This window comes from Streptomyces asoensis (assembly GCF_016860545.1).
GTDB classification, from domain to species: Bacteria; Actinomycetota; Actinomycetes; order Streptomycetales; family Streptomycetaceae; genus Streptomyces; species Streptomyces asoensis.
In genome coordinates, this window is record NZ_BNEB01000005.1 from 1,012,779 (window position 1) to 1,039,233 (window position 26,455).

At 73.4% G+C, this 26,455-nt stretch carries 22 protein-coding genes; 8 read left to right on the top strand and 14 right to left on the bottom strand.

Annotated features, from left to right (window positions below; all coding sequences use genetic code 11):
* Positions 1–83: 83 nt before the first annotated feature.
* Positions 84–1,373, bottom strand: coding sequence for an extracellular solute-binding protein (locus Saso_RS27530; RefSeq protein WP_189924343.1), 1,290 nt, complete (start codon positions 1,371–1,373; stop codon positions 84–86).
* Between the two features lie 230 nt (positions 1,374–1,603).
* On the opposite strand from Saso_RS27530, the gene Saso_RS27535 reads away from it, so the two are divergent.
* Positions 1,604–1,819, top strand: coding sequence for a dodecin (locus Saso_RS27535; protein ID WP_189924341.1), 216 nt, complete (start codon positions 1,604–1,606; stop codon positions 1,817–1,819).
* A gap of 53 nt (positions 1,820–1,872) precedes the next feature.
* Here Saso_RS27535 and Saso_RS27540 read toward each other — a convergent pair whose 3' ends face one another.
* Complete coding sequence (locus Saso_RS27540) at positions 1,873–2,364, bottom strand: phosphatase domain-containing protein (protein WP_189924339.1); 492 nt, start codon at positions 2,362–2,364, stop codon at positions 1,873–1,875.
* 137 nt (positions 2,365–2,501) lie between these two features.
* Here Saso_RS27540 and Saso_RS27545 point away from each other — a divergent pair, with 137 nt between their 5' ends.
* On the top strand, positions 2,502–3,515 hold the full coding sequence (locus tag Saso_RS27545; protein WP_189924337.1) for an LLM class flavin-dependent oxidoreductase: 1,014 nt from the start codon (positions 2,502–2,504) through the stop codon (positions 3,513–3,515).
* Positions 3,516–3,613: 98 nt separating this feature from the next.
* Positions 3,614–5,977: an ATP-binding cassette domain-containing protein gene (locus Saso_RS27550; protein ID WP_189924335.1), complete on the top strand. Its 2,364-nt coding sequence runs from the start codon at positions 3,614–3,616 to the stop codon at positions 5,975–5,977.
* On the opposite strand, the gene Saso_RS27555 is transcribed toward Saso_RS27550, so the two are convergent.
* The 6 genes from Saso_RS27555 to Saso_RS27580 form a co-directional block, all read right to left on the bottom strand.
* On the bottom strand, positions 5,974–7,059 hold the full coding sequence (locus Saso_RS27555; protein WP_189924333.1) for an NAD-dependent epimerase/dehydratase family protein: 1,086 nt from the start codon (positions 7,057–7,059) through the stop codon (positions 5,974–5,976). The genes Saso_RS27550 and Saso_RS27555 overlap by 4 nt on opposite strands.
* Positions 7,060–7,066: 7 nt before the next feature.
* Complete coding sequence (locus tag Saso_RS27560) at positions 7,067–8,086, bottom strand: lysophospholipid acyltransferase family protein (protein WP_189924331.1); 1,020 nt, start codon at positions 8,084–8,086, stop codon at positions 7,067–7,069.
* Positions 8,086–8,850 (bottom strand): GNAT family N-acetyltransferase, encoded by a 765-nt coding sequence (locus Saso_RS27565; RefSeq protein ID WP_372442540.1) that lies wholly within the window; start codon positions 8,848–8,850, stop codon positions 8,086–8,088. The genes Saso_RS27560 and Saso_RS27565 overlap by 1 nt, the downstream gene beginning before the upstream one ends.
* 263 nt (positions 8,851–9,113) lie before the next feature.
* Complete coding sequence (locus tag Saso_RS27570) at positions 9,114–9,863, bottom strand: succinate dehydrogenase/fumarate reductase iron-sulfur subunit (RefSeq protein ID WP_189924328.1); 750 nt, start codon at positions 9,861–9,863, stop codon at positions 9,114–9,116.
* Complete coding sequence (locus Saso_RS27575) at positions 9,860–11,806, bottom strand: fumarate reductase/succinate dehydrogenase flavoprotein subunit (protein ID WP_189924326.1); 1,947 nt, start codon at positions 11,804–11,806, stop codon at positions 9,860–9,862. The genes Saso_RS27570 and Saso_RS27575 overlap by 4 nt, the downstream gene beginning before the upstream one ends.
* A gap of 2 nt (positions 11,807–11,808) precedes the next feature.
* A complete protein-coding gene (locus Saso_RS27580) occupies positions 11,809–12,516 on the bottom strand; it encodes a succinate dehydrogenase (protein WP_189924325.1) in 708 nt (235 codons plus the stop codon).
* Between the two features lie 83 nt (positions 12,517–12,599).
* On the opposite strand from Saso_RS27580, the gene Saso_RS27585 reads away from it, so the two are divergent.
* Complete coding sequence (locus Saso_RS27585; protein WP_189924323.1) at positions 12,600–13,484, top strand: LysR family transcriptional regulator; 885 nt, start codon at positions 12,600–12,602, stop codon at positions 13,482–13,484.
* 224 nt (positions 13,485–13,708) lie between these two features.
* Here the strand turns inward: Saso_RS27585 and Saso_RS27590 are convergent, their stop codons facing one another.
* The 3 genes from Saso_RS27590 to Saso_RS27600 all read right to left on the bottom strand — a co-directional run bounded on the left by Saso_RS27590 (position 13,709) and on the right by Saso_RS27600 (position 17,982).
* On the bottom strand, positions 13,709–15,844 hold the full coding sequence (locus Saso_RS27590; RefSeq protein ID WP_189924321.1) for a putative bifunctional diguanylate cyclase/phosphodiesterase: 2,136 nt from the start codon (positions 15,842–15,844) through the stop codon (positions 13,709–13,711).
* Positions 15,841–16,653 (bottom strand): SAM-dependent methyltransferase, encoded by an 813-nt coding sequence (locus tag Saso_RS27595; RefSeq protein WP_189924319.1) that lies wholly within the window; start codon positions 16,651–16,653, stop codon positions 15,841–15,843. Before Saso_RS27595 ends, Saso_RS27590 begins: the two co-directional genes overlap by 4 nt.
* A 342-nt stretch (positions 16,654–16,995) precedes the next feature.
* Complete coding sequence (locus Saso_RS27600; RefSeq protein ID WP_189924317.1) at positions 16,996–17,982, bottom strand: SCO0930 family lipoprotein; 987 nt, start codon at positions 17,980–17,982, stop codon at positions 16,996–16,998.
* A gap of 786 nt (positions 17,983–18,768) precedes the next feature.
* Between Saso_RS27600 and Saso_RS38830 the strand changes: the two genes are divergently transcribed.
* From Saso_RS38830 to Saso_RS27615, 3 genes are all read left to right on the top strand, one after another.
* Positions 18,769–18,897 (top strand): hypothetical protein, encoded by a 129-nt coding sequence (locus Saso_RS38830; RefSeq protein WP_268253221.1) that lies wholly within the window; start codon positions 18,769–18,771, stop codon positions 18,895–18,897.
* Positions 18,898–18,918: 21 nt separating this feature from the next.
* Positions 18,919–19,683: a bestrophin-like domain gene (locus tag Saso_RS27610; RefSeq protein ID WP_189924313.1), complete on the top strand. Its 765-nt coding sequence runs from the start codon at positions 18,919–18,921 to the stop codon at positions 19,681–19,683.
* Positions 19,684–19,951: 268 nt separating this feature from the next.
* On the top strand, positions 19,952–20,488 hold the full coding sequence (locus tag Saso_RS27615) for a hypothetical protein (protein ID WP_189924311.1): 537 nt from the start codon (positions 19,952–19,954) through the stop codon (positions 20,486–20,488).
* A gap of 127 nt (positions 20,489–20,615) precedes the next feature.
* Here the strand turns inward: Saso_RS27615 and Saso_RS27620 are convergent, their stop codons facing one another.
* Positions 20,616–21,122: a hypothetical protein gene (locus Saso_RS27620; RefSeq protein WP_189924309.1), complete on the bottom strand. Its 507-nt coding sequence runs from the start codon at positions 21,120–21,122 to the stop codon at positions 20,616–20,618.
* A 334-nt stretch (positions 21,123–21,456) separates the two neighbouring features.
* Between Saso_RS27620 and Saso_RS27625 the strand changes: the two genes are divergently transcribed.
* Positions 21,457–22,128 carry a class F sortase gene (locus Saso_RS27625; RefSeq protein ID WP_189924307.1) on the top strand — a complete coding sequence of 224 codons (672 nt, stop codon included), beginning with the start codon at positions 21,457–21,459 and terminating at the stop codon, positions 22,126–22,128.
* Positions 22,129–22,161: 33 nt separating this feature from the next.
* On the opposite strand, the gene Saso_RS27630 is transcribed toward Saso_RS27625, so the two are convergent.
* Positions 22,162–23,007 (bottom strand): polysaccharide deacetylase family protein, encoded by an 846-nt coding sequence (locus Saso_RS27630; RefSeq protein ID WP_189924305.1) that lies wholly within the window; start codon positions 23,005–23,007, stop codon positions 22,162–22,164.
* Positions 23,008–23,120: 113 nt separating this feature from the next.
* Positions 23,121–26,387, bottom strand: coding sequence for a bifunctional lysylphosphatidylglycerol synthetase/lysine--tRNA ligase LysX (gene lysX / locus Saso_RS27635; RefSeq protein WP_189924303.1), 3,267 nt, complete (start codon positions 26,385–26,387; stop codon positions 23,121–23,123).
* Positions 26,388–26,455: the final 68 nt, after the last annotated feature.

The following is a 26,455-nucleotide window of genomic DNA, read 5'->3' on the forward strand; positions in this document are numbered from 1 at the left end:
GCGGTGCGGTGAGCCGCGCGCCCGACGGTGCGGCGGGTGCCCGGTGGTGTGGCGGGTGCCCGCCGCCGGGCGCCGCGCGGCCGTCAGAAGCTCACCGTGAGCGCCTGCGTGATCCGGCGGGTGGCGCGGCGGGCCTCGGTCGCCGGGTCGCCGCCGGTGAGCACCTTCGTCATGTAGTCCTTGATCGGGTTGTCCGCCTCGACGGCGGCCCACTCGGGTGTGCTGGGGGTCGCGCGGCCGTGCGCGGCCCCCGCCGCCATGGCCGCGACCCCTTCCCCGCCGGCCACCGCCTTCGCCAGCTTCGCCTTGTTGGGCACGTAGTTCATGGTGCGGGCCAGTTCGGTGGCCCACTTCGCGCCGGTCAGCGCGGCGACCACGGCGACGGCGCCCTTCTTGTCGTCGGTGGTGCGGGGCACGACGAGGTCGGAGCCGCCGGTGAAGACGGCGCCGGGCGCGTCCGCGCTCTTGCCGGGCACCGGGAAGAATCCCAACTGGCCCTCCAGGGCCGGGTTCTGCTGCACGACCGCCTTGGCGAGACCGGGCACGGCGACGATCTGCGCCACCTTGCCCCCGGCGAACACCCCGGCCTGGGGCGGGTGTTCCTCGTCCGCGGCCACGGGACCGGCACCGAGCGCCTGGAGGCGGCGGTAGAAGTCCATGCCGCGCAGCGCGGCCGGGGTGTCGAGGGCGCCCTTCCAGCGGCCGCCGCTCTCCGTGGCGAGGTCCCCGCCCTCGTCCCAGACGAACCCGGCGAGGGTGTACCAGTCCTGCCCGGCCAGGTAGATGCCCTGACGGCCGTCGGCGTTCAGTCTCTCCGTGGCGGCGAGCCATGCGGCGCGGGTGCGGGGCGGGGCGGTGATCCCGGCCCGCTCGAAGAGGTCCTTGCGGTAGATGACGACGCGGTTGGCCGCGTACCAGGGGATGCCGTACTGGTGGAAGCGCTGCTGTCCCGGTTCGGCGAGGCCGGGCAGCCACTCGTCCCCGCCCCATTTCGCGACGGACTCCAGGGTCAGGTCGAGCAGTCCGCGGTCGTCGACGTACTGCGGGACCTGGGTGTTGCCCACCTCGATGACGTCCGGCCCGCTCCCCGCGTCCGCCCCGTCCCCCGTGCCGTCCGCGTCCCCGGCCTTCAGCGCGGCCCGCACCTTGCCGCCGATGCCCGTCCATTCCTGGATGCGGATGTCGAGGCGGAGGTCCGGGTGGCCCTGCTCGAAGTCCTCGGTGAACCGGTCCAGGAACTCCTGCGAGGCACTGTCCTTCATCAGCCACACGGTGACCGTGCGCCGGTCGGGCTCCCCCGACCCGGGCACGACACCGCAGGCGGTCAGGAGGGAGGCGGACACGCAGAGGAGGGCGAGGAGGCGACGTCTCACGGAGGTCCTGTTCTGCCCGGCGGACAGGGGCGAGGGGCCCGGCGTGGGGGACGAGCGCGGCGCTCGCGCGGGTGTCCCGGATTTTGGTATGGACCAATGCGTGGGTCAAGAGGGGCAGGGCGGAACGAACCGGTCCGCTCCGACGCCTCGCGCTCCGCCGCAGCTTGGGGCACGGTGGAGTGACGCGTGACACACGTGACGAGGCCGTCACGGTCGAGAGGAGCACCCTGATGTCGAACCACACCTACCGGGTCACGGAGATCGTCGGCACCTCCCCGGACGGCGTCGACCACGCCATCCGCAACGGCATCACCCGCGCCTCGCAGACGCTGCGCAACCTGGACTGGTTCGAGGTGACCCAGGTGCGCGGGCAGATCGAGAACGGCGACATCGCGCACTGGCAGGTGGGTCTGAAGGTCGGCTTCCGCCTCGACGGGTCGGAGTGACGGCCGGGCGCCGGGCACGGACCCCCGGGCCGCCCTGAAGGGTGCTCCCCGCCTCAGGTGCGCCCCTCCCCCTCCTGCGCCTGCTCGAGCTCTCCCGAGGGGGCGGTCCAGCGCGCCAGGACGACGGTGAAGCCGGCCCGTTCGGCGTCGCCACACACCAGCTCGTCGTCGTCCACCAGGACCCGCACCGCGCGGTTGCGGGCCAGCCGGCGGAGCGTCTCCAGCTTGGTGTGCCGGGCCGGCCTGCGGTCGTCGTTGCGCCGCATGTGCAGCGCGCCCTGCGGGAGCCCCTGCGCGGCGAGCCATTCCAGCGTGTCCCGCCGGCAGCGCTCGGGCCGGCCGGTGAGGTAGACGATGTCGCACTCCTCGGCCTCGGCCAGCACCAGCGCCACGCCCTCCGCGAGCGGCGGGTCCTGCGGGGCGGCCGCGAAGAACGCGTTCCAGTCGCGCGGCCTGCGCTCCAGGAACCGCTGCCGGTGGGCGGTGTCGGCGAGGGTGTTGTCCAGGTCGAAGACGGCGAGGGGCCGCTTGCTGCTGTCGGTCACGCCGCCCACCCTAGGGGGTGCCTGACACCCCCTGGACGGACCCGCGCGCCCGGGGCCGCGGCACGGCCCGGCGGGTGATCCCGGGCACGGCGCGGCGGTACGCGGAATCCCGGGCGCCGCACGGCGTTGACCTCCGTATGAGCTCGCTGATCGCCTCGACCCGTTTCTCCGTCCTCGACCGCTCGCGCACGCGCGAGGGGCACACCGGCGCCGAGGCGCTGCGGGACACCGTGCGGCTGGCACGCGAAGCCGAGGCGCTCGGCTATCACCGGTTCTGGGTCTCGGAGCACCACGGTGTGCCGGGCGTCGCCGGGTCCGCGCCCACCGTGCTGGCCGCCGCCGTGGCCGGCGCCACCGACCGGATCCGGGTCGGCACCGGCGGGGTGATGCTGCCCAACCACCGGCCTCTGGTGGTGGCCGAGCAGTTCGGCGTCCTGGAGTCCCTCTTCCCCGGGCGCGTCGACATGGGGCTGGGCCGCTCGGTGGGGTTCACCGACGGGGTGCGCCGGGCGCTGGGCCGCGACAAGGACGACGCGGACGACTTCGCGGAACAGCTGCGGGAACTGCTCGGCTGGTTCCTCGGCGGCTCACCGACGGGCGTGCGCGCACAGCCCTCGGAGGGGCTGCGCGTGCCGCCCTTCGTGCTGGCCATGGGCGAGGGCGCGCGGATCGCGGCCCGCGCGGGCCTGCCGATGGTCATCGGCGACCTGCGCGACCGGGCGAGGATGCGGCGCGGCATCGACCGGTACCGGGAGGCCTTCCGCCCCTCCCCCTGGGCGCGGGAACCCTACGTCGTCGTCTCCGGGACGGTCGCCGTGGCCGCGACGCCCGAGGCGGCGCGGCGGCTGCTGGTCCCGGAGGCCTGGTCGATGGCCCACTCGCGCACCCACGGCACCTTCCCCCCGCTGCCGCCGGCACAGGAGGCCGAGGCACGGGAGATGGCGGCGAAGGAACGGGGCTTCTACGAGGCCGGCCTCACCGGACAGCTCGCGGGCACCGAGGAGCAGGTGGCGCAGGAGCTGGAGACGGTGCTGAGGGAGACGGGGGCGCAGGAGGTCCTGGTGACCACCAGCACCTACGACCGTGCGGCGCTGCTGGACTCCTACCGGCGGCTCGCGGGGATCGTGCGGGTGCGGCGGGGCGCCGTCTGACCGCCGGTCGCCGCGCCGCGCCGGATCCGCGCGCATAGGATTGCGGGGTTTGTCCCGTCGGCCCCACCCGCGCGGCCGCGACCCGTACGGAGTCCCCCATGCCGAGCCCACACGAGCCGCACGGCGCCGAGCCGCCCGTGCGGGACGGCTTCGTCCGGGTCCGCGGAGCCCGCGAGCACAACCTGCGGGGCGTGGACGTCGACATCCCGCGGGACGTGGTGGCCGTGTTCACCGGTGTGTCCGGCTCGGGGAAGTCGTCGCTGGCGTTCGGCACGGTGTACGCGGAGGCCCAGCGCCGCTACTTCGAGTCGGTCGCCCCGTACGCGCGCCGGCTGATCCACCAGGTCGGCGCGCCGAAGGTCGGCGAGATCACCGGCCTGCCCCCGGCGGTCTCGCTCCAGCAGCGCCGCTCGGGACCCACCTCGCGTTCGTCGGTGGGCACCGTCACCAACCTGTCGAACTCGCTGCGGATGCTCTTCTCCCGCGCGGGCGACTACCCGCCGGGGGCGGAGCGCCTCGACTCGGACTCCTTCTCCCCGAACACGGCGGCAGGAGCCTGCCCCGAGTGCCACGGGCTGGGCGAGGTGCACCGCACCACCGAGGAGTCGCTGGTACCGGACCCGTCGCTGTCCGTCCGGGAGGGCGCGATCGCCGCCTGGCCGGGCGCCTGGCAGGGCAAGAACCTGCGGGACATCCTCGACGCGCTCGGGCACGACGTGGACGTGCCGTGGCGCGACCTGCCCGCCGGGCAGCGGCGGTGGATCCTGTTCACCGACGAGCAGCCGGTGGTGACGGTCCACCCGGTGCGGGACGCGGACCGCATCCAACGCCCCTACCAGGGCACGTACATGAGCGCCCACCGCTATGTGATGAAGACCTTCTCGGACTCCCGCAGCCCGGCGCTGCGGGCCCGGGCGGAACGCTTCCTGACGGCGGCCCCCTGTCCGGCGTGCGGGGGCGGCCGCCTGCGGCCCGAGGCGCTCGCCGTGACCTTCGCGGGCCGTACGATCGCGGAACTGGCGGCGCTGCCGCTGGTGGAGCTGGCCGGGCTCCTCGACGCGACGTCCGAGGCGTCCCGTGTCCTCACCGACGACCTCAAGTCCCGGATCGCTCCCGTCGTCGAACTGGGCCTCGGCTATCTGAGCCTGGACCGGGCCACCCCCACCGTGTCGGCGGGCGAGCTGCAACGGCTGCGACTCGCCACGCAGTTGCGCTCCGGTCTGTTCGGGGTGGTGTACGTCCTCGACGAGCCGTCGGCGGGTCTGCACCCCGCGGACACCCGGGCGCTGCTCACGGTGCTGGAGCGGCTGAAAGCGGCGGGGAACTCGGTGTTCGTGGTGGAGCACCAGCTGGACGTGATGCGTGCCGCCGACTGGCTGGTGGACGTGGGCCCACGAGCCGGCGAGCACGGCGGACGGGTGCTGCACAGCGGCCCGGTCGCGGAGCTTGCGTCGGTGCGGGAGTCGGCGACGGCCCGGTTCCTGTTCGACCGCTCCCCGGCTCCCGCCCGCGACGTGCGCACCGCCCGCGGCCGGTTGACGGTGGGGCCGGTGGACCGCCACAACCTGCGCGGGGTGACGGCGGAGTTCGGGCTCGGGGTGTTCACGGCGGTGACCGGGGTGTCGGGCTCGGGGAAGTCGACGCTCATCGCGGAGATCACGCAGGACCTGCCGGGCGTGGGGCGGCTGGTCGCGGTCGACCAGAAGCCGATCGGTCGCACCCCGCGGTCGAACCTGGCCACCTACACGGGCCTGTTCGACACGGTCCGCAAGGTCTTCGCGGCGACGGACGCGGCCCGGGCGAGGGGCTACGGCGCCGGCCGCTTCTCGTTCAACGTGGCCGGCGGGCGCTGCGAGACCTGCCAGGGCGAGGGCTTCGTGAGCGTCGAACTGCTCTTCCTGCCCAGCACGTACGCGCCCTGTCCCCTGTGCGGCGGCGCCCGCTACAACCCGGGGACGCTCGAAGTGACCTACCGGGGCCTTGACATCGCGCAGGTGCTGGACCTGACGGTGGAGTCGGCGGCGGACTTCTTCGCCGACGTCCCGGCCGTCTCGCGCGCTCTGGTCACCCTCCTCGACGTCGGGCTCGGCTATCTGCGGCTCGGGCAGCCCGCGACGGAACTCTCCGGCGGTGAGGCCCAGCGCATCAAGCTGGCCTCCGAGTTGCAGCGCGGCCGCCGCGGCCACACGCTCTACCTCCTCGACGAACCGACGACGGGTCTGCACCCCGCCGATGTGGAGGTCCTCATGCGCCAGTTGCACGGTCTGGTCGACGCGGGCCACACGGTGGTCGTCGTCGAGCACGACATGTCCGTGGTGGCGGGCGCGGACCGGGTGATCGACCTCGGTCCCGGGGGCGGCGGGCGGGGCGGCCTGATCGTGGCGACGGGGACGCCCCGGGAGGTGGCGGAAGCCCGGGAGAGCGCGACGGCCCCCTATCTGCGCAAGGCGCTGGGTCTCTAGATCCGCTGTTCCCGCCAGGCCCGGTAGTGGTCGACGAGGGTCTCCTCGATCGGGCGGTAGGTGAGGCCCAGTTCCTCGGTGCTCCTGCGGTTGTCCACGCGGAAGCGGATGCCGAGGTGGTGGCGGATGTACTCCTGGGAGAGGCCGAAGGCGGGGCCGAGGATGCGGACCGGCCAGTGCGGGAGCGCGGTCCTCGGCAGCCGCCGGTCGCGCGGGTGGTGCCTGCGCAGGATCACCGACATCTCGTGGAAGGAGGTCATCTCCGGCGCGGCGACGATGTAGCGGCCGTGCGCCCCGGGGAGCTCGGCCGCCGCGATGTGGGCGGCCGCCACGTCCCGTACGTCGGCCGTGGTGAAACTGAAGTCCGGGGCGCCGTAGAAGAAGTACCCCTTGAACAGTTCGTCCAGGAGGAACAGGCTGCCGGAGTCCGAGGCGGGGGTGAGGGAGGGGCCCAGGATCAGGCCGGGGTTGACGGAGACCATCCGCCAGCGGCTCTGGGCGGCCTCCGCCTCCCAGGCGGCCCGCTCGGCCAGCGTCTTGGCGTAGTGGTACGGGTTGTTCTCCAGGGTGCTGCTGGTGTTGAAGTACTTCTCGGACAGCGTGCGGTCGTCCATCTCCCGGACGTCGGCGTAGTCGCCGAAGATCGCGCCCACCGTCGAGGTGAACACGAGGCGTTCGACCGTCTCCGTGCGGGCGATCGCCGCCAGGACGGTGCGGGTGCCCGTCAGGGCCGGCTCCACCATGTCCCGCCGGCCGTCCTTGATCTTCTCCGGCATCAGGAAGGGCGAGGCCACGTGGAAGACCACCGAGCAGCCCTTCATGGCCTCGTCGAAGGACCCCTCCGTCAGCAGATCGGCCTCGAAGAGCTCCAGGCGGCCGGGGTGGGACTCCCCGAGGGCGTGCAGCGGCCGGAGCTTGGCGGCGTCGGCCGTGGCACGCACCGTGGTGTGCACGTGGTGGCCGCGCTCGAGGAGCTGCCGTACGAGATGGGCGGCCACGAAGCCGCTGCCTCCCGTCACGAGTACGGTCCGGCCGGCCGGGCTTCCGTTCACGCCTGCTCCCCTCGGAGGTCGGGGCGTCATGATCCCATCAGTACGCCCCGACGGCCCCTCGCGCGCCGGGAATTGCCTCGGGACCGGCCTCCCGCCCGCCGACCGCGGCCGCGCCGTGCCGGTGCCCCGCGGGGCCCGCGAGGCCCCGGCTCCGCTCCCCCTGACCGGCGGCCCGCCGCTCCCGCACCGGACCGCGGCCCGCACCCGCGTCGTCCGGGGCCCGCTCACCCCGCCCGGAGCCGCGGCCCGGCACGTGCGGCGGGCGTCCGGCCACCTCCCCGGCGCTCACCTGCGCCGCGGCCGCCGCGGCCAGGGACGTGCGGTCGGGGTGGGCGGCCGGGGCGAGCGGGGGCCGCACCTCCACCTCCGCCACCAGGCCGCGCGCGGTCACCACACGCCACAGAGAGGCGAGCAGCGGGTCCTCGCCGACGAACGCCGCCACGGTCCCGGCCGCTCCGGCGCGGTCCCGGTAGCCGATGCGCACGGGCTGCACCGGCACCCCGGCGTCCAGCGCGGCCTGGAACACCGCCCGCCGGAAGTGCCCCTGGGCCCGGCCGCACCAGGTGCTGCCCTCGGGGAAGACCGCGACCGCGTGCCCGGCGCGCAGCGCGGCGGCGATCCGGGCGACCGTGGCCGGCAGCGCGCGCAGCCTGTCGCGGTCGATGAACAGGACACCGGCGCGGGCGACGAGCGCGCCCGCCACCGGCCAGCGCCGGATCTCGGCCTTGGCGAGCATGCGGGCCGGGCGCACGGCCGCCAGCAGCGGGATGTCCAGCCAGGAGATGTGGTTGGCGACCAGGAGCAGACCGGTGCCCGTGGACGCCGTCGCGCCGGTGATCCGGAGCCGGACCCCCGCCGCCCGGACGACCGACCGGCTCCACCAGCGCACGGCGCGGGCCGGGACGCGGCCGCTGACCGGTGCCAGCACCGCCCCGGCGAGGACCAGCGCGACCACCGCCGTGAGCCGCAGTACGGCCAGGGGCGCGCCCGTGCGGGCCGCCGTCGTCTCCACGCACGCCCGCGGGGTGCAGGGCGCGCTGGGCAGCCAGACGCTCATCAGGCCGGGACGAGGGAGAGGAAGTGGCGCAGGTAGCGGGGGTCGACCCGGCTCATCGGCAGCAGCACGTACAGGTCGGCGACGCCGAAGTCGGGGTCGTGGGCGGGCTCCCCGCACACCCAGGCGCCGAGCCGCAGGTAGCCGCGCAGCAGAGCCGGGAGTTCGGTGCGGGCGGCCCGTCCCGCGGTGTCCGGGATCCACGGCCGCAGGGGCCGCACCCGGTACTCCGGCGGCGCCAGGTGCCGGTCACGCACCCGGGCCCAGGTGGCCGCCGCCAGGGTGCCGCCGTCGGCCAGCGGGACGGAGCAGCAGCCGGCCAGCCACTCGTGGCCCCGGTCCACCATGTAGCGGGCTATCCCGGCCCAGATCAGTCCGATGACGGCGCCGTCGCGGTGGTCGGGGTGCACGCACGAGCGGCCGACCTCGACCAGGCTCGACCGGATCGCGTCGAGCGGACCGAGGTCGAACTCGCCCTCGGAGTAGAGCCGTCCGGCGATCGCGGCGCGCTCGGGCGGCAGCAGCCGGTAGGTGCCGACCACGTCACCGGTGGCGTTGTCGCGGATGAGCAGGTGGTCGCAGCAGGCGTCGAAGGCGTCCGTGTCCAGGCCGGGTTCCGGGCCGTCGAGCCGGGCGCCGAGTTCACCGGCGAACACCTGGTGGCGCAGCCGCTGCGCGGCCCGGACGTCGTCCTCGTCACGGGCGAGCGACACGACGTAGCCGGAACCGCCGGGCGGGACGGCGAGGGCGGGGGGCGAGAGGGGCATGGCGGTCATGGAGGTCTCCTGCGCCGGGCGGAAGAAGCTGGGGACGGTGCGCGGGAGTGCGCACCTGCTTTCTTCCGCGCCCGGCTGGCCTCGGCGTGACCGGCGCGGGGACCGTGGATGTGCGGCTGCTGAATGCCGGGCGTCACCGTACGGCCCACGCCCCGGATGCCTGGCGGGGCCGGGGATGAGCACCACTCCCGGCCCCGCCCGTCCGCACCGCTCGGCGAACGTCTTGTCCCGGCGGCGGCGCCGCCCGGCGGGAACTACCGCTTCGAGACCTTCCTCGTGGCCCGCAGCCACTCCTTGTTCATCCCGGTGATGGACGTCAGCGGGATGCCCTTGGGGCAGGCCGTCGCGCACTCCCCGGCGAGCGTGCAGCCGCCGAACCCCTCCTCGTCCATCTGCGCGACCATGTCCAGCACCCGGGTCTCCCGCTCGGGCGCGCCCTGCGGCAGCACGTTGAGGTGGTTGACCTTCGCGGAGGTGAACAGCATGGCGGCCCCGTTCGGACAGGCCGCCACGCACGCCCCGCAGCCGATGCACTCGGCGTGCTCGAAGGCGAGGTCGGCGTCGGGCTTGGGCACCGGTGTCGCGTGCGCCTCGGGGGCGGCGCCGGTGGGCGCGGTGACGTAGCCGCCGGCCTGGATGATCCGGTCGAAGGCGCTGCGGTCGACGACCAGGTCCTTGACGACCGGGAAGGCGGCGGCCCGCCACGGCTCGACGTCGATGGTGTCGCCGTCCCGGAAGGACCGCATGTGCAGCTGGCAGGTGGTGGTCCGCTCCGGTCCGTGTGCCTCGCCGTCGATGACGAGCGAGCACGCGCCGCAGATGCCCTCACGGCAGTCGTGGTCGAAGGCGACCGGGTCGTCGCCGCGCAGGATGAGTTCCTCGTTGAGGGTGTCCAGCATTTCGAGGAAGGACATGTCGGGAGAGATGCCGTCCACCTCGTACGTGGACATGGCGCCGTCGGCGTCCGCGTTCTTCTGCCGCCAGACGCGCAGGTTGAGCCTCATGCGTAGCTCCGCTGGGTGGGGTGGACGTACTCGAAGACCAGGTCTTCCCGGTGCAGGGACGGCGCCTCGCCCGTCCCGGTGAACTCCCAGGCGGCCGCGTACCCGAACGCGTCGTCGCGGCGGGCCGCCTCGCCGTCCGGGGTCTGCGACTCCTCGCGGAAGTGACCGCCGCAGGACTCGGCACGGTGCAGTGCGTCGAGGCACATCAGCTCGGCGAGCTCCAGGTAGTCGACGATCCGGTTCGCCTTCTCCAGGGACTGGTTGAACTCCTCGCCCGTTCCCGGGACCTTGATGCGCCGCCAGAACTCCTCGCGGATCTGCGGGATGCGGCCGAGGGCCTTGCGCAGTCCAAAGTCGCTGCGGGCCATGCCGCAGAACTCCCACATCAGCTCGCCTAGTTCGCGGTGGAAGGAGTCGGGGGTGCGGTCGCCGTCCACGGACAGGAGCAGGTTGAGCCGGTCCTGGGTCTCGGCCAGCACCTCCTGCACGACCGGGTGTTCGTCGGTGATCACGTCCTGGCCCCGATGGCGGGCCAGGTAGTCGTTGATGGTCGCCGGGAGGACGAAGTAGCCGTCGGCCAGGCCCTGCATGAGGGCGCTCGCGCCGAGCCGGTTGGCGCCGTGGTCGGAGAAGTTGGCCTCGCCGATCGCGAACAGGCCGGGGACGGTGGTCTGGAGGTCGTAGTCGACCCACAGCCCGCCCATCGTGTAGTGCACGGCCGGGTAGATCCGCATCGGGACCTCGTACGGATCCTCGTCGGTGATCCGCTGGTACATGTCGAAGAGGTTGCCGTACTTGGCCTCGACGGCGCCGCGCCCCATGCGCCCGATGGCGTCGGCGAAGTCGAGGTACACGCCCTGTCCGCCGGGGCCGACGCCCCTGCCCTCGTCGCAGACGTTCTTCGCGGCGCGGGAGGCGATGTCACGCGGGACCAGGTTGCCGAAGGAGGGGTAGATGCGCTCCAGGTAGTAGTCGCGCTCGTCCTCGGGGATCCGGTTCGGCGGCCGGTCGTCGCCCGGGGACTTGGGCACCCAGATCCGGCCGTCGTTGCGCAGCGACTCGCTCATCAGGGTCAGCTTCGACTGGTGGTCGCCGGTGCGCGGGATGCAGGTGGGGTGGATCTGTGTGAAGCAGGGGTTGGCGAACCAGGCGCCGCGCCGGTGCGCCCGCCAGATCGCGGTGGCGTTGGAGTTCATGGCGTTGGTCGACAGGTAGAAGACGTTGCCGTAGCCGCCGCTCGCGAGGACGACGGCGTCCGCGAAGTACGTGTCGATCCTGCCGGTGATCAGGTCCCGGGCGACGATCCCCCGGGCCCGGCCGTCGATCACGATCAGGTCGAGCATCTCGGTCCGCGGATGCATCTCCACGTTCCCGGCGGCGATCTGCCGGGACAGTGCCTGGTAGGCGCCGAGCAGCAGTTGCTGGCCCGTCTGGCCGCGGGCGTAGAAGGTCCGTGAGACCTGGACGCCGCCGAAGGAGCGGGTGTCGAGCAGACCGCCGTACTCGCGGGCGAAGGGCACGCCCTGCGCCACGCACTGGTCGATGATCTCGACCGAGATCTGCGCCAGCCGGTGCACGTTCGACTCCCGCGCCCGGAAGTCGCCGCCCTTGACGGTGTCGTAGAAGAGGCGGTGGACGGAGTCCCCGTCGTTGCGGTAGTTCTTCGCCGCGTTGATGCCGCCCTGCGCGGCGATGGAGTGCGCGCGCCGCGGGGAGTCCTGATAGCAGAACTGGACGACGTGGTAGCCCTGTTCGGCGAGGGTGGCGCCGGCCGAGCCGCCCGCGAGCCCGGTGCCCACGACGATCACCGTGTGCTTGCGCCGGTTGGCGGGGTTGACCAGCCCGGCCTCGAAGCGGCGCCTGTCCCAGCGCTCGGCCACGGGGCCCGCGGGGGCCTTGGTGTCGGCGAGGGGTTCGCCGGTGCGGTAGTCGGTGTAGGTCATGTTCAGTTCACCACTCCGGTCATGACGCCCACGGGGACGGCGATGAAACCGGCCGTGAGCAGCAGCGCGAGGACGTCGGCCGTGGCCCTCAGGGCACGGTCGCGGGTGCGGCTGCCGGCGCCGAGGGTCTGGGCGGCGGCCCAGAACCCGTGCCGGACGTGCAGGCCGAGGGCGAGCATCGCCACGATGTACACGGTGTTGCCGTACCAGGTGGAGAAGGTGTCCACGACGTTCTGGTACGGGTGGCCCTCCTGGAAGCCGCCGCTGTGGACCGTGCCGGTCGTCAGGTCCAGGAGGTGCCAGACGATGAACAGGGCGAGGATGATCCCGCCCCAGCGCATGGTGCGGGTGGCGTAACTCGCCCGGGGCCTGCTGTGCACGTACTTGCTCGGGCGCGCCCGGATGTCGCGCCGGCTGAGCTGGTACGCGCAGGTGGCGTGGGCGACGACGGCGGCCACGAGCACCACGCGGATCAGCCACAGCGTCCACTCGTAGTGCATGAACGGTTCACCGACGGTGCGCAGCCAGTGCGCGTAGTGGTTGAACTCGCCCGCCCCGAAGAAGATCTTCAGGTTCCCGATCATGTGGACCACCAGGTACAGCAGCATGATCAGGCCGCTGACGGCCATCACCGTCTTCTTGCCGACGGTGGAGTCCCACACCGTGCGCGCCGTCGACGGCCGTCGGTCCGTCCGTGTTGCCAGAGCCATGTCTCAAGACGCTAGGGCCGGAAGTCCCCATCGGTCCAAGACATGGTCCGGCTCGTTTCCATAGCCTGCGCCTATCATGAGGCATGCAGTTCCAGCAGCTCCAGTACTTCGTGGCCGTGGCCGAGACCCGGCATTTCACCCGGGCCGCCGAGCTCGTGCATGTCGCGCAGCCGTCGCTGTCCCAGCAGATCAAGGCGCTGGAGCGGGAGTTGGGCGCCGATCTGTTCCAGCGCGCGCGGGGCAACATCACCCTCACCGACGCGGGCGAGGCGCTGCTGCCGCTGGCCCGGCGCATCCTCGCGGACACCGAGACCGCGCGCTACGAGGTGCAGGAACTGGTGGGACTGCGCGGCGGACGGGTCCGGCTGGGGGCCACGCCCAGTCTGTGCACGGGCCTGCTGCCCGACGTGCTGCGCGCCTTTCACGACCGCTACCCCGGCATCCGGCTGCTGATCGAGGAGGGCGGCTCGCACGACCTCGTACGGGAACTGGCCCGCGGCGCCCTCGATCTCGCGCTGATCGTGCTGCCGCTGCCGACCGCGTCCCCCGCGCTGACGACGGTGGAGCTGCTGCGCGAGGACCTGGTCGTGGTGTCCTGCCCGGACGCCCCCCGTCCGGGGCACGGCCGGCGCACCGTACGGATCGCCGATCTGGAGGGCGAGCGCCTCGTGATGTTCCGGCACGGCTACGACCTGCGGGAACTGACCGTGGCCGCCTGCCGGGCCGAGGGGTTCGAGCCGGACTTCGCGGTGGAGGGCGGCGAGATGGACGCCGTGCTGGGTTTCGTGCGGGCGGGGCTGGGTGTCGCGGTGGTACCCCGGATGGTGGCGGCTCGATCCGCGCGCGGGCTGCGGGTCACTCCGCTGGCCCGGCCGGGGCTGTATCGCACGATCGGGCTGGCGCACCGCAGTGACGTGGCCCCGCCGCGGGCCGCCAGGGAGTTGCAGCGGATGCTGCTCGAGCGGTGAGGGCGCGCCCCCGCGCGGTCGCGCCGAGCGGGGCGGGGGCGGTGCTCGCGGTGCGGGTCCGTGGCTGACCGGGCGCGCGGTTCCCCGCGCCCCTCGGACCGGGCCGGGGCCCGGCACGACGCCCTCGATCGGCGAGGGCCCGTGGCGGGGCCCCGCGGGGCCGGGCCGTCAGGTCCTCGTAGCCGTGGCGGCGGCCGGAGGTCCCGAGCGACCGGGTCCCGCCGTCACCCCGTGGCGTCGACCAGGGCCAGGTCGTGCAGCCGGTCCGGCGGGCCGGGGCGGGCGTAGTACCAGCCCTGGGCCGTGTCGCAGCCCAGTATCCGCAGCTGCTCGGCCTGCGCGCCGGTCTCCACGCCCTCCACGGTGACCGCGAGGTCCAGGCTGTGGGCGAGGGAGACGATCCCCTCGACGATCTTGAGATCGACGGGGTCCGCCGGGAACTGCTGCATTCCCTGGGTGAAGGAACGGTCCAGTTTGAGCACGCTCACCGGGAGCCGGCGCAGGTTGGCCAGGTTGGAGTAGCCGGTGCCGAAGTCGTCCAGGGCGATGTCGACGCCCATCTCCGCGAGCCGGCGCAGCGGCTTGAGCAGGTCGTCGTCGGCGCCGATCAACGCCGACTCGGTGACCTCGAGGCACAGCGACTCGGGGGCGACCCCGGCGCGTTCCAGGATGTCGACGGTGTCCTGCACCAGACCGGGATGGGTGAGCTGGCACGGGGAGAGGTTGACGTTGATGCGCAGCGGGCCGGTGTCGCCGTTGTGCTCCCGCCACTCGCCGGCCTGCCGGACCGATTCCTCGAGGACCCAGCGGCCGAGCGGCACGATCAGCCCGGTGTGCTCGGCCAGCGGGATGAACCGGTCGGGGCCGAGCACCCCGTGCTGTGGATGCAGCCAGCGCACCAGCGCCTCCGCGCCTCGCACACTGCCGTCGCCGAGGTGGACGAGCGGCTGGTACTCGATGAAGAACTCGCCGCGGTCCAGGGCGGCCGGCAGCGCGGTGGTCAGGCCGTGGCGGGTGATCGCGCGGGCGTCGGCCTCCGCGTCGGCCAGCTCGAAGCGGTTGCCGCCCGCCGACTTGGCGCGGTACATGGTGATGTCGGCGCTGCGCAGCACCTCCGCCGCGCTGCGCTCCCCCGCCGGGCCCTCCACGATGCCGATGCTGCCGCGCACGGTCAGTTCGCGGCCGTCGATGCGCACGGGCGCGACCAGGACGTTCATGATGCGCGCGGCCAGTTCGTCGACCTCGTGCCTGGTGTCGGGCCCGGTGGTCAGCGCCACGAACTCGTCGCCGCCCAGGCGCGCGACCATCTCGCCCGGCGCGGTGGCGCAGGACTGCAACCGGTCGGCGACCTCGACCAGCAGACGGTCGCCGGCCGCGTGCCCGAGGCTGTCGTTGATGGTCTTGAAGCCGTCCAGGTCGAGGTAGCACAGCCCGAAGCGCTGGCCCTCGGCGGCGCCGAGCGCCTTCTCCAGCCGTTCGAAGAACAGGGTCCGGTTGGGCAGGCCGGTGAGCGCGTCGTGGGTGGCCTCGTAGCGCAGCCGGAGGTTGAGCAGCCTGCGCTCGGTGGTGTCCTCCATCAGGGCCAGCGAGTACTGGGGGTTGCCGTCGGCGTCCCGCAGCAGGGAGACCGTCAGATTGGTCCACAGGACCGTTCCGTCGGGCCGGCTGAACGCCTTCTCCGTGTGGTAGTGCTCGCGCTCGCCGCGGACGAGCTCGTCGTAGAGCTTCCAGGTCTGGGGCGCGTCCTCGGGGTGGGTCAGGTCCTGCACCCGGCGGCCGCGCAGGGTCTGCTCGGAGCCGCCGAACATGCGCAGCAGGGCCCCGTTGACCTGGAGGACGTTGCCGTCGAGGTCGGCGATGCCGATCCCTATCGCGGCGCCCTCGAACACCGCGCGGAAGCGGGCCTCGCTGGCGTGCAGCGCCTGCGCGACCACACCCTGGGCCCGCAGTGCGGCCTGGGCGATGGCCTCCTGCTCGGCGAGCGTGCGCTCGCGCAGCGCCTGGGCGTACCCGGCCGCCATGGCGTGCTGGAGCCGTGAGCAGCGGGTGCGCAGCTCCTCCTGCGGGCCGTCCTCACCGCAGTAGAGCACCAGGTAGGCGTCGACGCAGTCGAGGGTGCGGGCGAGCGCCTCGGGGTCGGTGCAGTGGCCGTCGACGAGGGCGGCGCCGACCGCCCTCGCGGTGTCGGAGTCGAAGGCCCGCTCCAGCAGTGCCCCGCGCAGGCGGCGGGCGAGCGGCAGGAGCTGCTCCTCGAGTTCGGGCCTGGTCAGCGAGGTCGAGGTGACCGGGTACACGGCCCGGCTCCAGATCGTCGCGAACCGCCGCAGTCTGTCCTCCGGCCCGTCCGGCTCCGCGGTCACGCCGTACGCCCCACGCCGGCGAAACCGGAGAGGGCCCAGGGGTCCTCGTCCTCCGGTGCCGTGTCCGGCCGCCAGTGCGGCATCGGCACCAGTCCGGGCTCCACCATGTCGTACCCTTCGAAGAACCGCCCGATCCGGTCACGCGAGCGCATGACCAGCGGGTTGCGGATGTCCTTGTACACGTCCACCGCGCGCTCGGCCTGCTCGGCCGGCAGCGGGATTCCCTCGTACGAGGCATGCGTGAGCACCAGCAGACTGCCCGGCGCGAGCGCGGCGCCGAGTTCGGCCACCGCCGCGTACGGGTCGTCCGCGTCCTCGACGAAGTGCAGTACGGCGACCAGCAGCAGCGCCACCGGCCGGTCGAGGTCGAGCAGTTGTCCCACCTGCGCGCTGTGCAGGATCTCCCGCGGTTTGCGCAGGTCGGCGGCGACGACGTCGGCGTCGGCGTTGTCCGCGAGGACGGCCTCGCTGTGCGCGACGGCCACCGGGTCGTGGTCGACGTAGACCACCCTGGCTCCCGGACGGGCGGCCTGGGCCACCTCGTGCACGTTGCCGAAGGTGGGGATGCCGGAGCCGATGTCGAGGAACTGGGTGACGCCCTCGCCCACCGCGTACCGCACGGCGCGACGCATGAACGCCCGGTTCGCCTGGCTGATCTTGGGAAGTCCCGGCATGAACTCCATCGCCTTGCGGGCCGCTTCCCGGTCGACCTCGAAGTTGTGCGAGCCGCCCAGGTAGTGGTCGTAGATCCGCGAGACGCTCGGCACCGAGATGTCGATGCTCCGCGGGGCCCAGGCGGGTCGCTCCATCTATCTCTCCAAGGCGTAGGCGATCCGGTGTTCGAGCTGAGGCTACTGATCGCCCGCCAAAGGGGCGAGCAGAAACGGAAATTGACCGTCCGTTCCCGGTCACTGCCTGCGGCACGTGCCGAATCGACGTCCCCCGCGGGGCTGCTCAACGTGCCCGGGCCGCTGCGGAGAGTCTTCGCAGCGGCCTTCGGGGCGGCGAAAGTCTACGCACAGGATGCGGCGTCGGGACAAGCGCGGCGGCCACGGAAAACGGTCCGCCCCCTCCGTGCGGCGCGGAGGGGGCGGACCAGGTGGCCGTGCGCGAGGGGCAGCTGCGGGAGATCAGCCCTGGGGAGGTGACTCCTACTGCGCCGGCGCTCCGACCAGCTTTCCGTCGGGCGCGACGGCGTACCACGTACCGCCGACGCCCTGGCCGTTGATGTCACCGGGCGCCTTGTCACCGGAGAAGGTGTAGATCGGCGAGCAGTTGATGGTCTGCTGCTTGGTGCCGTCGGACCGGGTGAAGTTCATGTAGCCCTTCTTCTGGATCCCCTTGGTCTCGGCGAAGTCGACGGGGGCCACCGCCGGCCACTTCTCGAGGCAGGCTCCGTTGCAGTTCGAGACCGGCTCGGGCCAGGCCTTGTCCTTGAGGAAGCGGTAGACCGTCATGCCGTCCTTGTCGACGACGATCTCGCCGAGGTTGGGGTCCTTGCGGACGGACAGCCCGGCCGTGGAGGCCTCGGACGAGGAACCGGAGCCGGACGACTTGGCCTTCTTGCCGTCGGGGGCCAGCGCGAACCACTTGTTGCCGACGCCCTGCCCGGTGGTGTCCCCGGCCTTGGCGTCCTTCGCGTAGTAGTAGGCGGGCCAGCCGCCGACGGTGAGCTGCTTGCTGCCGTCGGTGCGGGTGACCTCGCCGAGCAGCGACTTGTCGATGCCGTCGCCGGCGGAGATGTCGTCGGCGGAGACGGGCGGCCAGGCGGTCGCGCAGTCGCCGTCGCAGTTCGACTTCGGGGGTTCCGCGGTGTCCGCGTCGAAGCGGTAGAGGGTCTTGCCGGCGCTGTCGGTGAGGATCTTGCCGAGCTGGCTGTTCGCGGAGATCGCCAGTTCACCGGCGCTCGCGCCCTGAGCCCCGGCACCCGTGCCGACGCCGCCGGGGGCGCTGGCGCTGGCCCCGCCGCCGACACTGCCGTAACCGCTGCCGACGCCCGCGATGCCACCGGCCGGAGCCGTGGCTCCGACGTTCTGGCTCGACGCCGACGTGCCGCTCTCAGAACCGCACGCCGTCGTCAGCGCCAGAACGGCCACCGCACCAGCCGCGAGTGAGGCGCTCCGCCAGGTGGTCTTCATCGTCAACAACTCCCCGATCGTCACAAGGGTGTTGCAGCGCCCTGCTGCGCCGCCGCACGGTCATGAGTACGCACGGGGGCGGTCGATGTGTTCAAACCCGCCACAGATTTCTTTTCACGACCTGTGACGGCGTCCTGGCCAGGGCCGGTGATCGCACACCCGAACGGCCCACCGGACGCGCGCCCGCACGGCCCGGCAAACCCGTGGACGACGGTTTCCCCCGTTCGGGGCAATCCCCACCGGGCATCGGCACGGTCCGCCGCGGGAAGCCGCATGATCTGCGTCGTGCATGGACCCCAACCGACCCGATCCACCCGCGCCACCAGGGCGTTGGCCCTGGTGACCGTGGCCTGGCTCCTCGCGGCCGCCCCGGCGGGGACGGCCACGGCCGACGCGTGCGCGTACGCCTCCACGGGGCCGGACGGCATCGAGGCGGTCGCGGTGGCGGGGAGCCACCCCTGGCCGACCCCGCCGGTGTGCGGGGAACCGACGCCGACGCCCACCCCGACCCCCACCCCGCCGAAGCCGAAGCCGCCGCCGGCACCGGAGCCGAGCCCGACGCCGACCCCGGCTCCGCCTCCGCCTCCGCCTCCGCGGCCCACCCCGCCCCCCGAGCCGCCCCCGCCGCCGAGGCCGGCCCCCGAGCCCAGGCCGGCGGCGCCGAGACCCCGTCCGAAGCCGCCGGAGCCCGCGCCGCCGCGCCCCGTGGCGCCGCCGCCCCGGCCCGCCCCGGCTCCCCCCTCCCCACGGCCCCCCGCTCCCGTCCCCCGCCCGTCGGCGACCCCGGTGCACTACCCCGCCTACCACGCCCCACCGCCCCGGCGGTCCGCCGACGGGGGCCAGTCGCCGGTCACCTACGTCCTGCTCATCACCGTGCCCGCGCTGATCGCCGTCGCCGCACTGCGGGCCCGCTAGCGCCCATCCTGGAGGCAACCCTTGCCGGAATGGCTTGTTCTCACCCTCGCGATGCTCGCCGCCTGCGCGGTGGTGGTCGCCATCACCCTCCTGCGGGCCCGCAGGGCGCCCGAGGACGAGGACCCCTCCGAGACCCCGGACGTCATCGAGTACATGACCATGTGGATCGGCGTGGTGTACGCGATCGTCCTGGGCCTGGCCATCGCGGGGGTCTGGGAGGCGCGCAGCGTCGCCCAGGACCACGTCCAGGCGGAGGCGCAGGCGCTGCACGAGATCTCGGAGCGGGTGCGGGTCTATCCCGCCGGCACCCGTGACCGCATTCGGGAGGATGTCAACGCCTATGTCGGACACGTCGTCACCACCGAGTGGAAGGCGATGGCCGACGGCGACGGCGTGACCGGGCGGGGCGACGAACTGCTGCGGCGCGTCCGGGTGGACGTCACCGACTACCGGCCCGCCTCCGACTTCGAGGCGCAGGCCTACCAGCCGCTGCTCGACCAGCTGGCCGCGGCGGACCAGGCGCGCAACGCCAGGGCGGAGTCGACCGGGGCGACCATGCCCGGCGTGGTGTGGTTCGGGCTGCTGGTCGGGGCCGCCATCACCATCGGCATGGTCTTCGCGCTCCAGATCCGGCGCACGGCCCGCGAACTGGTGCTGGCCGGACTGTTCTCCGCCCTGATCGCCTTCCTGCTCTTCCTCATCTGGGACTTCGACGCGCCCTACAGCCGGGGTGTCACGGCGTCGGCGGAGCCGTTCCTGCGGCTGTTCCCCGGCGTCACCGGCTGACGCCGGAGCCCGTCGCCGCCGGCGCCCGACCCCTCGTCCCACCCGCTCACCCGCTCGCCCGCCCGCGACGGGGGACGCCACCGACACGCCGTGGCCGTCCCCCGGTCGCGGGAACGGCGTCCCCCGGGCGGCCCACACCGTTGCCCCGTTCGCGCGACTGAGATCGCGCGAGGGCACACCCGTTCCTAGCGTTTCGGTCATCGAGGTGCATTTACGGCACAAGCGGAAACAGGTCCGCGGCTGCTCCTCGGGGACCGGAGGATCCACCATGCGCGCGATACGCGTCGCTTCGGCCGCTCTGCTGGGCGTCACCGCCCTCGCCCTGTCCGCACCGGCCGCCGTCGCGAGCGACGACGACCACTACGTCATGTCCGAGGGCTACAGCGTGCAGCCCTCGACGGTCGCGGCGGGCGGACAGGTGACCCTGCGCGTGGACCGCGCCGTCAGCGGCTGCCGAAGCTCCGTGAGCGTCTACTCCGGGGTGTTCGACACGGTCGTCATCCCGAGGAACTCCTCGTGGGCGGCCGCCGTCGTCGACCGGGACGCCAGACCCGGCGCCTCGTACCGGGTGACGTTCACCTGCGGCGGGATCAGCGCCGTCAAGGAACTGACGATCGCGGGCGGCCGGCCGGTCGACCCCACACCGGCGCCCTACCCGGTCCCGCGAGGCGTGCACGCCGGTGCGGGCGGCACCTCCGACGGGTTCGACGCCAAGGAGATCGGACTGGGCGCCGCGCTCGTCGCGGGCTCGGTCGGGACCGCGTACGTCATCTCGCGCCGGCGTGCCCGCGAGGACGCCGGCTGACAACGCCCGCCGGCGGCGGCCCCGCGCACAGGCCTGCGCCCCGGACTCCGAACGGGACCGGGGCGAAGGACTGCGCCGCGCGAGGAGACGTACCGCCTCCCGGTGGACGGGGTGCCGTGAGGCGGGCTCAGATACGGCGTTCGGCCCGGCGCCGCATCCAGAACAGACCGCCGCCGACCACGGCCGCGGCGACGAGCCCGCCGCCGATGGCCACGTCGGTCGGGGTGGCGCCGGTGCTGGTGCTGCCGCCGAGACCGCCGCGGACACCGCCGATGACGGTGAAGGCGGCCGGGCGGGTCAGGGTCCGGCCGGAGCAGTTGACGGTGATGTCGTACGCGCCGGGCCGGGCGTTCTCGTTGACGACGGCCGTTCCCTTGGCCGTCTGGTTGGCGCCGTTGATGGGCGTCAGGTTGGCCTGCGGGAACGCCGCCGAGGTCATGGTGCCGCCGCCGGGGCAGCCGTCGACGGTGACCGTCATCTGGCCGCCGCGGGCGATGACCGCGGGCAGGGCGACGATGTTGCTCGGGTTGGCGCCCATGCCGTCGCGCGCGACGGCGGCGGGGGCGGCGAGACCGAGGGCGGCGGCCGCGGCGGCCGAGACCGCCGTGGCCGCCAGAACACGAGTGGTACGCATGTGATCCTCCGCGGAAGGCGCCCCGGGGCCCGTCCCCGGCATGTCGGCGAGAAAGCACCTCCCGGAAGAGACCCTCAGATGCCGTGCCCGCGCCCGCATTTCGGCGATGGTCCGTCCTGGTGAGGGGACACGCCGGGCGATCTACGCACAATCAGATATAGCCGCAGGTCACGGACCGTCAGAAAAAACCTGCGGCCGGCACCTCGGATGGCGCACCGCGGGCGGCCCGGGCCACCCGTTCGCCGCTGCCCCGTCGCCGGTTCCGGCCCGGGGACTTAGCGTGCTGCTATGCGCGAAGGGACGTGGTGACGGCCGCGTCGGAAGGGGATGGCGAATGTCCGCGTACCAGCTGTCCGAGGCGGCGGAAGAGGAGGAGCGGCGGCGCAAGCGCGCTCCCTGGGGCGTGATAGCGCTTGTTCTGCTGACCGGTCTCGCGCTCATCAGGAACGGATCGGGAGAGTTCGACATCGGCCCGCCGCAGCCCGCCTCGGCGGCCGCCGCGGACGCCCGCAGCGCCGACGGGACGCTCGGCCGCACCCCGGCGCCCCTGGCGTTCGCCGTGCCGAACCGGGTGCGGATCCCGGCGATCCGGGTCGACGCGCCGGTCATGTCGGTCGGCCTGGACACGGACGGCTGGGTGGGCGCGCCGCCCCCCGAGGACCCGAACCTGGCGGGCTGGTTCACCGGTGGCGTCTCGCCCGGCGAGAAGGGCACGGCGGTCGTCGTCGGACACGTCGACAACCGGCTGGGCCCCGCCGTCTTCTACGGTCTGGGGGCCCTGAAGAAGGGGAACCGCGTCGAGGTGGCGCGGGCGGACGGGAAGACCGCGGTCTTCGAGATCTACGGCATCGAGGTCTTCGAGAAGAACAACTTCCCCGGCGACCGCGTCTACGCCTCCAAGGGAGCCCCCGAACTGCGGGTCATCACCTGCGGCGGCGGCTTCTCGAAGGCCAACGGGTACGACGGGAACGTCGTCGCCTTCGCCCGCCTGACCGAGGTCCGCTGAGCGGCTCCCGGCCGGGCGGGCGAAGGGCCCGTATCAGGTGTACCGCCGGTGCGGGAGGGTGATGTGGTACCCGGAGTCCAGCAGGCGGGGCAGGTACTCGCCCAGGGCCCGCACGCTCTGCGAGCGGTCGCCCCCGGCGTCGTGCGAGAGCACGACGACACCGGGGGCGGCGCCCTTCTCGACCCGGTCGACGATGCTGCCGGTGCCCGGGGTGGTCCAGTCGAGGGTGTCGACGGTCCACGCGAGCGGTTCCATGCCCAGTTCGGCGCCGAGCTGGAAGGCGTCACGGTTCCAGGCGCCGTACGGGGCCCGGAACCAGCGCGGCCGCTCCCCGTAGCCCTCTTCGATGACGTCGCTGGTGCGGGACATCTCGGAGCGGATCCGGCGGCGGGTGAGCCGGGTCAGCAGGGGGTGGGACCAGGTGTGGTTGCCGACGATGTGGCCCTCGTCCGCCATCCGGCCCAGCAGTTCCTGGTTGTCGGCGGCCATCTCGCCGCACACGAAGAACATCGCGCGCACGTCGTAGTGGGCCAGGGTGTCGAGGATGCCGGGGGTGTAACGGGGGTCGGGTCCGTCGTCGAAGGTCAGCACCATGGTGCGGCCGCGGCCGGTCATCCTCAGCAGCGGTTCGTGGCGCACCGGGGTACGGCCGGGGGCGGCGCGCGGGGGTCCGTAGCCGGTGAGCGGCTGGAGGCGGTAGGCGGAGGGCTTCAGCGGCAGGCTGCGTGCCGGGGCTCCGGCGGCGGGGGCGGCCGCCCTGACGGGCTTGTCGTCCTCGCCCCACAGGAACACTCCGGCCGCGCCGGCCGCGCCCGCGGCCGCGACGCCTGCTCCGGCGGTCAACACCCTTCGCCGCGTGAACAACTGATCGTTCTTCATGCAGTCATCAGTCGCCCGGCGGGGCCGCGACCCACCCCGTCGGCACCGGACCGGCGGCATGATTCCACCCGCCCGGGGCAGCCCCGTCGGGCCGAGTGGCCCAAGCGGGAGTGTCAGCGGTGCCGCACCAGCGGGAACGGGAGGGTCTCGCGGATGGTGAGGCCGGTCAGGAACATCACCAGGCGGTCGACGCCGATACCGAGGCCCCCGGTCGGGGGCATCGCGTACTCCAGGGCGTCGAGGAAGTCCTCGTCCAGCTCCATCGCCTCGGGGTCCCCGCCGGCGGCGAGCAGCGACTGCTCGGTGAGACGGCGGCGTTGCTCGACCGGGTCGGTCAACTCGGAGTAGGCAGTGCCCAGTTCCGTACCGAAGGCGACGAGGTCCCAGCGTTCGGCCAGTCGCGGGTCGACGCGGTGCTGCCGGGTGAGCGGGGAGACGTCGGTGGGGAAGTCCTTGTAGAAGGTCGGCAGTTGGGTTCTCTCCTCGACCAGCCGCTCGTACATCTCCAGGACCACGTCACCGCGCCCGTCGTCGGGTGTGTACGGCACCCCGGCGCGGTCGCAGAGCCGGAGCAGGTCCGCGAGCGGGGTGTCGGGTCCGATCTCCTCGCCCAGCGCCTCGGAGATCGCGTCGTGGACCGTACGGACCGGCCACGGGCCCGAGATGTCGTACTCCCGTCCGTCCTTGCGGGCGACCGGCGCGCCGAAGGCGGCCGTGGCGGCCCCCTGGACGAGTTCGCGGGCCAGGTCGAGCATCACGTCGTAGTCGGCGTACGCCTGGTAGGCCTCCAGCATCGTGAACTCGGGGTTGTGCTTGTAGGAGACCCCTTCGTTGCGGAAGGTGCGGCCCATCTCGAACACCTTCTCCAGACCGCCGACGCAGAGCCGCTTGAGGTACAGCTCGGGGGCGATGCGCAGATGGAGGTCGAGGTCGTAGGCGTTGATGTGGGTGGTGAAGGGGCGGGCGTTGGCGCCGCCGTGGATCCGCTGGAGCATCGGGGTCTCGACCTCGAGGTAGCCGCGCTCCAGGAGCCCCTGGCGCAGGGCCTGCACGGCGTGCGAGCGGGCCCGGACCACGTCGCGGGCGGCGGGGCTCGCGACCAGGTCGAGGTAGCGCATGCGGACCTTGGCCTCGGGGTCGGTGAGGCCGCGGCGCTTGTCGGGCAGGGGGCGCAGGCACTTGGCGGTGAGCTGCCAGGAGGTGACGAAGACGGTGGGCTCGCCCTTGTCGCTCGTCCCCGCCGTGCCGGTGACGACGAGGTGGTCGCCGAGGTCGGTGGTGGTCCTGAACGAGCCGAGGGCGTCCCGGGTGAGGGCGAGTTGGTGGTCGCCCGACCAGTCGCGCAGGGTGACGAAGACGACGCCGCCGAAGTCGCGCACCCGCATCATCCGCCCGGCGACGGTGACCGTCTCCCCCGTCGGGATCCCGGCGAGGGTGTGGGTGCGGGACGGCACGCCGACCGGGTAGGGGTCGGTGCCCTCGGCGCGCAACCGGTCCAGCTTGCGGTGCCGGACGCGGACCTGCTCGGGCAGACCCGCGTCCGGACCGGCGTCCCCGGCCCCGTCCCCTGCGTCGAGGCCGAGCGCCTCCGTCGGCGGCAGGCCCTCGGTGGTGGCGGGGCGGGGCCCGCCGCGCGCGTTCCGCTTGCCCCAGAGCTTGCGCAGGGAGGGCACCGAGACGAAGCCCTCGGCGATGCCGGAGGCGAGGCCGACCCTGGCCAGGGAGCCGGCGTCGGCGTAGCAGAGGAAGCGCGGGTACCACTCGGGGTGGTACTTGGCGTTGGAGCGGTAGAGGGCCTCCAGCTGCCACCACCTCGAGAAGAACAGCAGCAGCCGGCGCCACAGCCGCAGGACGGGTCCGGCGCCGATGCGCGCGCCCTCCTCGAAGGCGGAACGGAAGACGGCGAAGTTGAGCGAGATCCGGCGCACGCCGAGTTTCGGGGCGGCGGCGCACAGGTCGGCGACCATGAACTCCATGACGCCGTTGGGGGCGGAGCGGTCGCGGCGCATGAGGTCCAGGGAGATGCCGTCCGCGCCCCAGGGCACGAACGACAGGAGGGCCAGGAGGCGGCCGTCGCCGTCCAGTGCCTCCACGAGGAGGCAGTCGCCGTCGGCGGGGTCGCCGAGGCGGTCCAGGGCCATGGAGAAGCCGCGTTCGGTCTCGGTGTCGCGCCAGGCGTCCGCGCGGCCGATCACCTCCTCCATCTCCTGGTCGCCGAGGGTGCGGTGGCGGCGGACCCGGCAGGAGGCGCCGGTGCGGCGCACCCTGTTCACGGCCTGCCGGGTCACCCGCATCTCACGGCCGCCGAGGTCGAAGGAGGCGACCGGCAGGATCGCCTCGTCGCCGAGTTGCAGGGCGCCGAGCCCGGCGCGGGCGAAGGCCTTCGCGCCGTCCTCGGAGGCGCCCATGACCGCGGGCGCCCAGGCGTGCCGGCGGGCCGCGTCCAGCCAGGCCGCGATGGCGTGCGGCCAGGCCTCGCGGTCGCCGACGGGGTCGCCGCTGGCCAGGCAGACCCCGGCCTCGACCCGGTAGGTGACGGCGGCCTTGCCGCTGGGCGAGAAGACGACGGCCTTGTCGCGCCGGGTGGCGAAGTAGCCGAGCGAGTCCTGGTCGCCGTAGGCCTTGAGCAGGGCGCGGATGCGGGGTTCCTCGTCCCCGTGCAGAGCCGCCTCCATCCGCTGGGAGCGGAAGAGCGCGGCGGCGGCGTTGAGCAGCGCCAGGGCGCCGAAGAGGCCGAGCAGGAAGAACAGGGAGCGGGGCGGACGGCCGTCGAAGGAGCGGGCGGAGACCAGCCCGCCCAGCACCCGGTTGACGGCCCATCCGAAGCGCTGGCTCTCCGGCAGGGTGCCCGGGAACAGCTCCACCAGGCCCCAGCCCGCGAGGACGGCGAGGACCAGACCGGCGAGGAGCACCGCGAGGGCCCGCCGGACCGCCGCCCGACGGGAGGCGGCGTAGAACTCGCCGCGGGCGACGATCAGGAGGACCAGTGCGAGCGCGCACACCACCAGGGACGGGACGGACTGCGCGTACAGGCCGACGGCCACGCCGAGGACGTCGGTCAGGACGAGCAGGCCGAGGTAGACGACGACGAGCCACCATGCGGCCTTCTTGCGGGCGGCGGTGGCGGCGGCCAGCAGGAAGAGGAAGACGGCGTAGGCGAGGTTGGCGCTCACCGGCACGATCAGCAGGTCCAGGAAGCGGACCACCGGGCGCAGCAGCCTGCGCAGCGGCGGCACCAGGGCCAGCAGGACGCAGAGCAGGCCCAGGGCGCCGAAGAAGGCCGCGAAGCCCTCCGGGACCCGGACCAGGAAGCGGTCCGCGGGCCGCCGGGCCGGGCTCCGACCGGCCTGGGCCGCGGCGGTGTCCACGGTGGCGGTCATGTTCCGACTGTAGGAAGCCCGGGGCGGCCGCGCTCGTCGAGCGGCCCGCTCAACGGGCGGACCTGCGG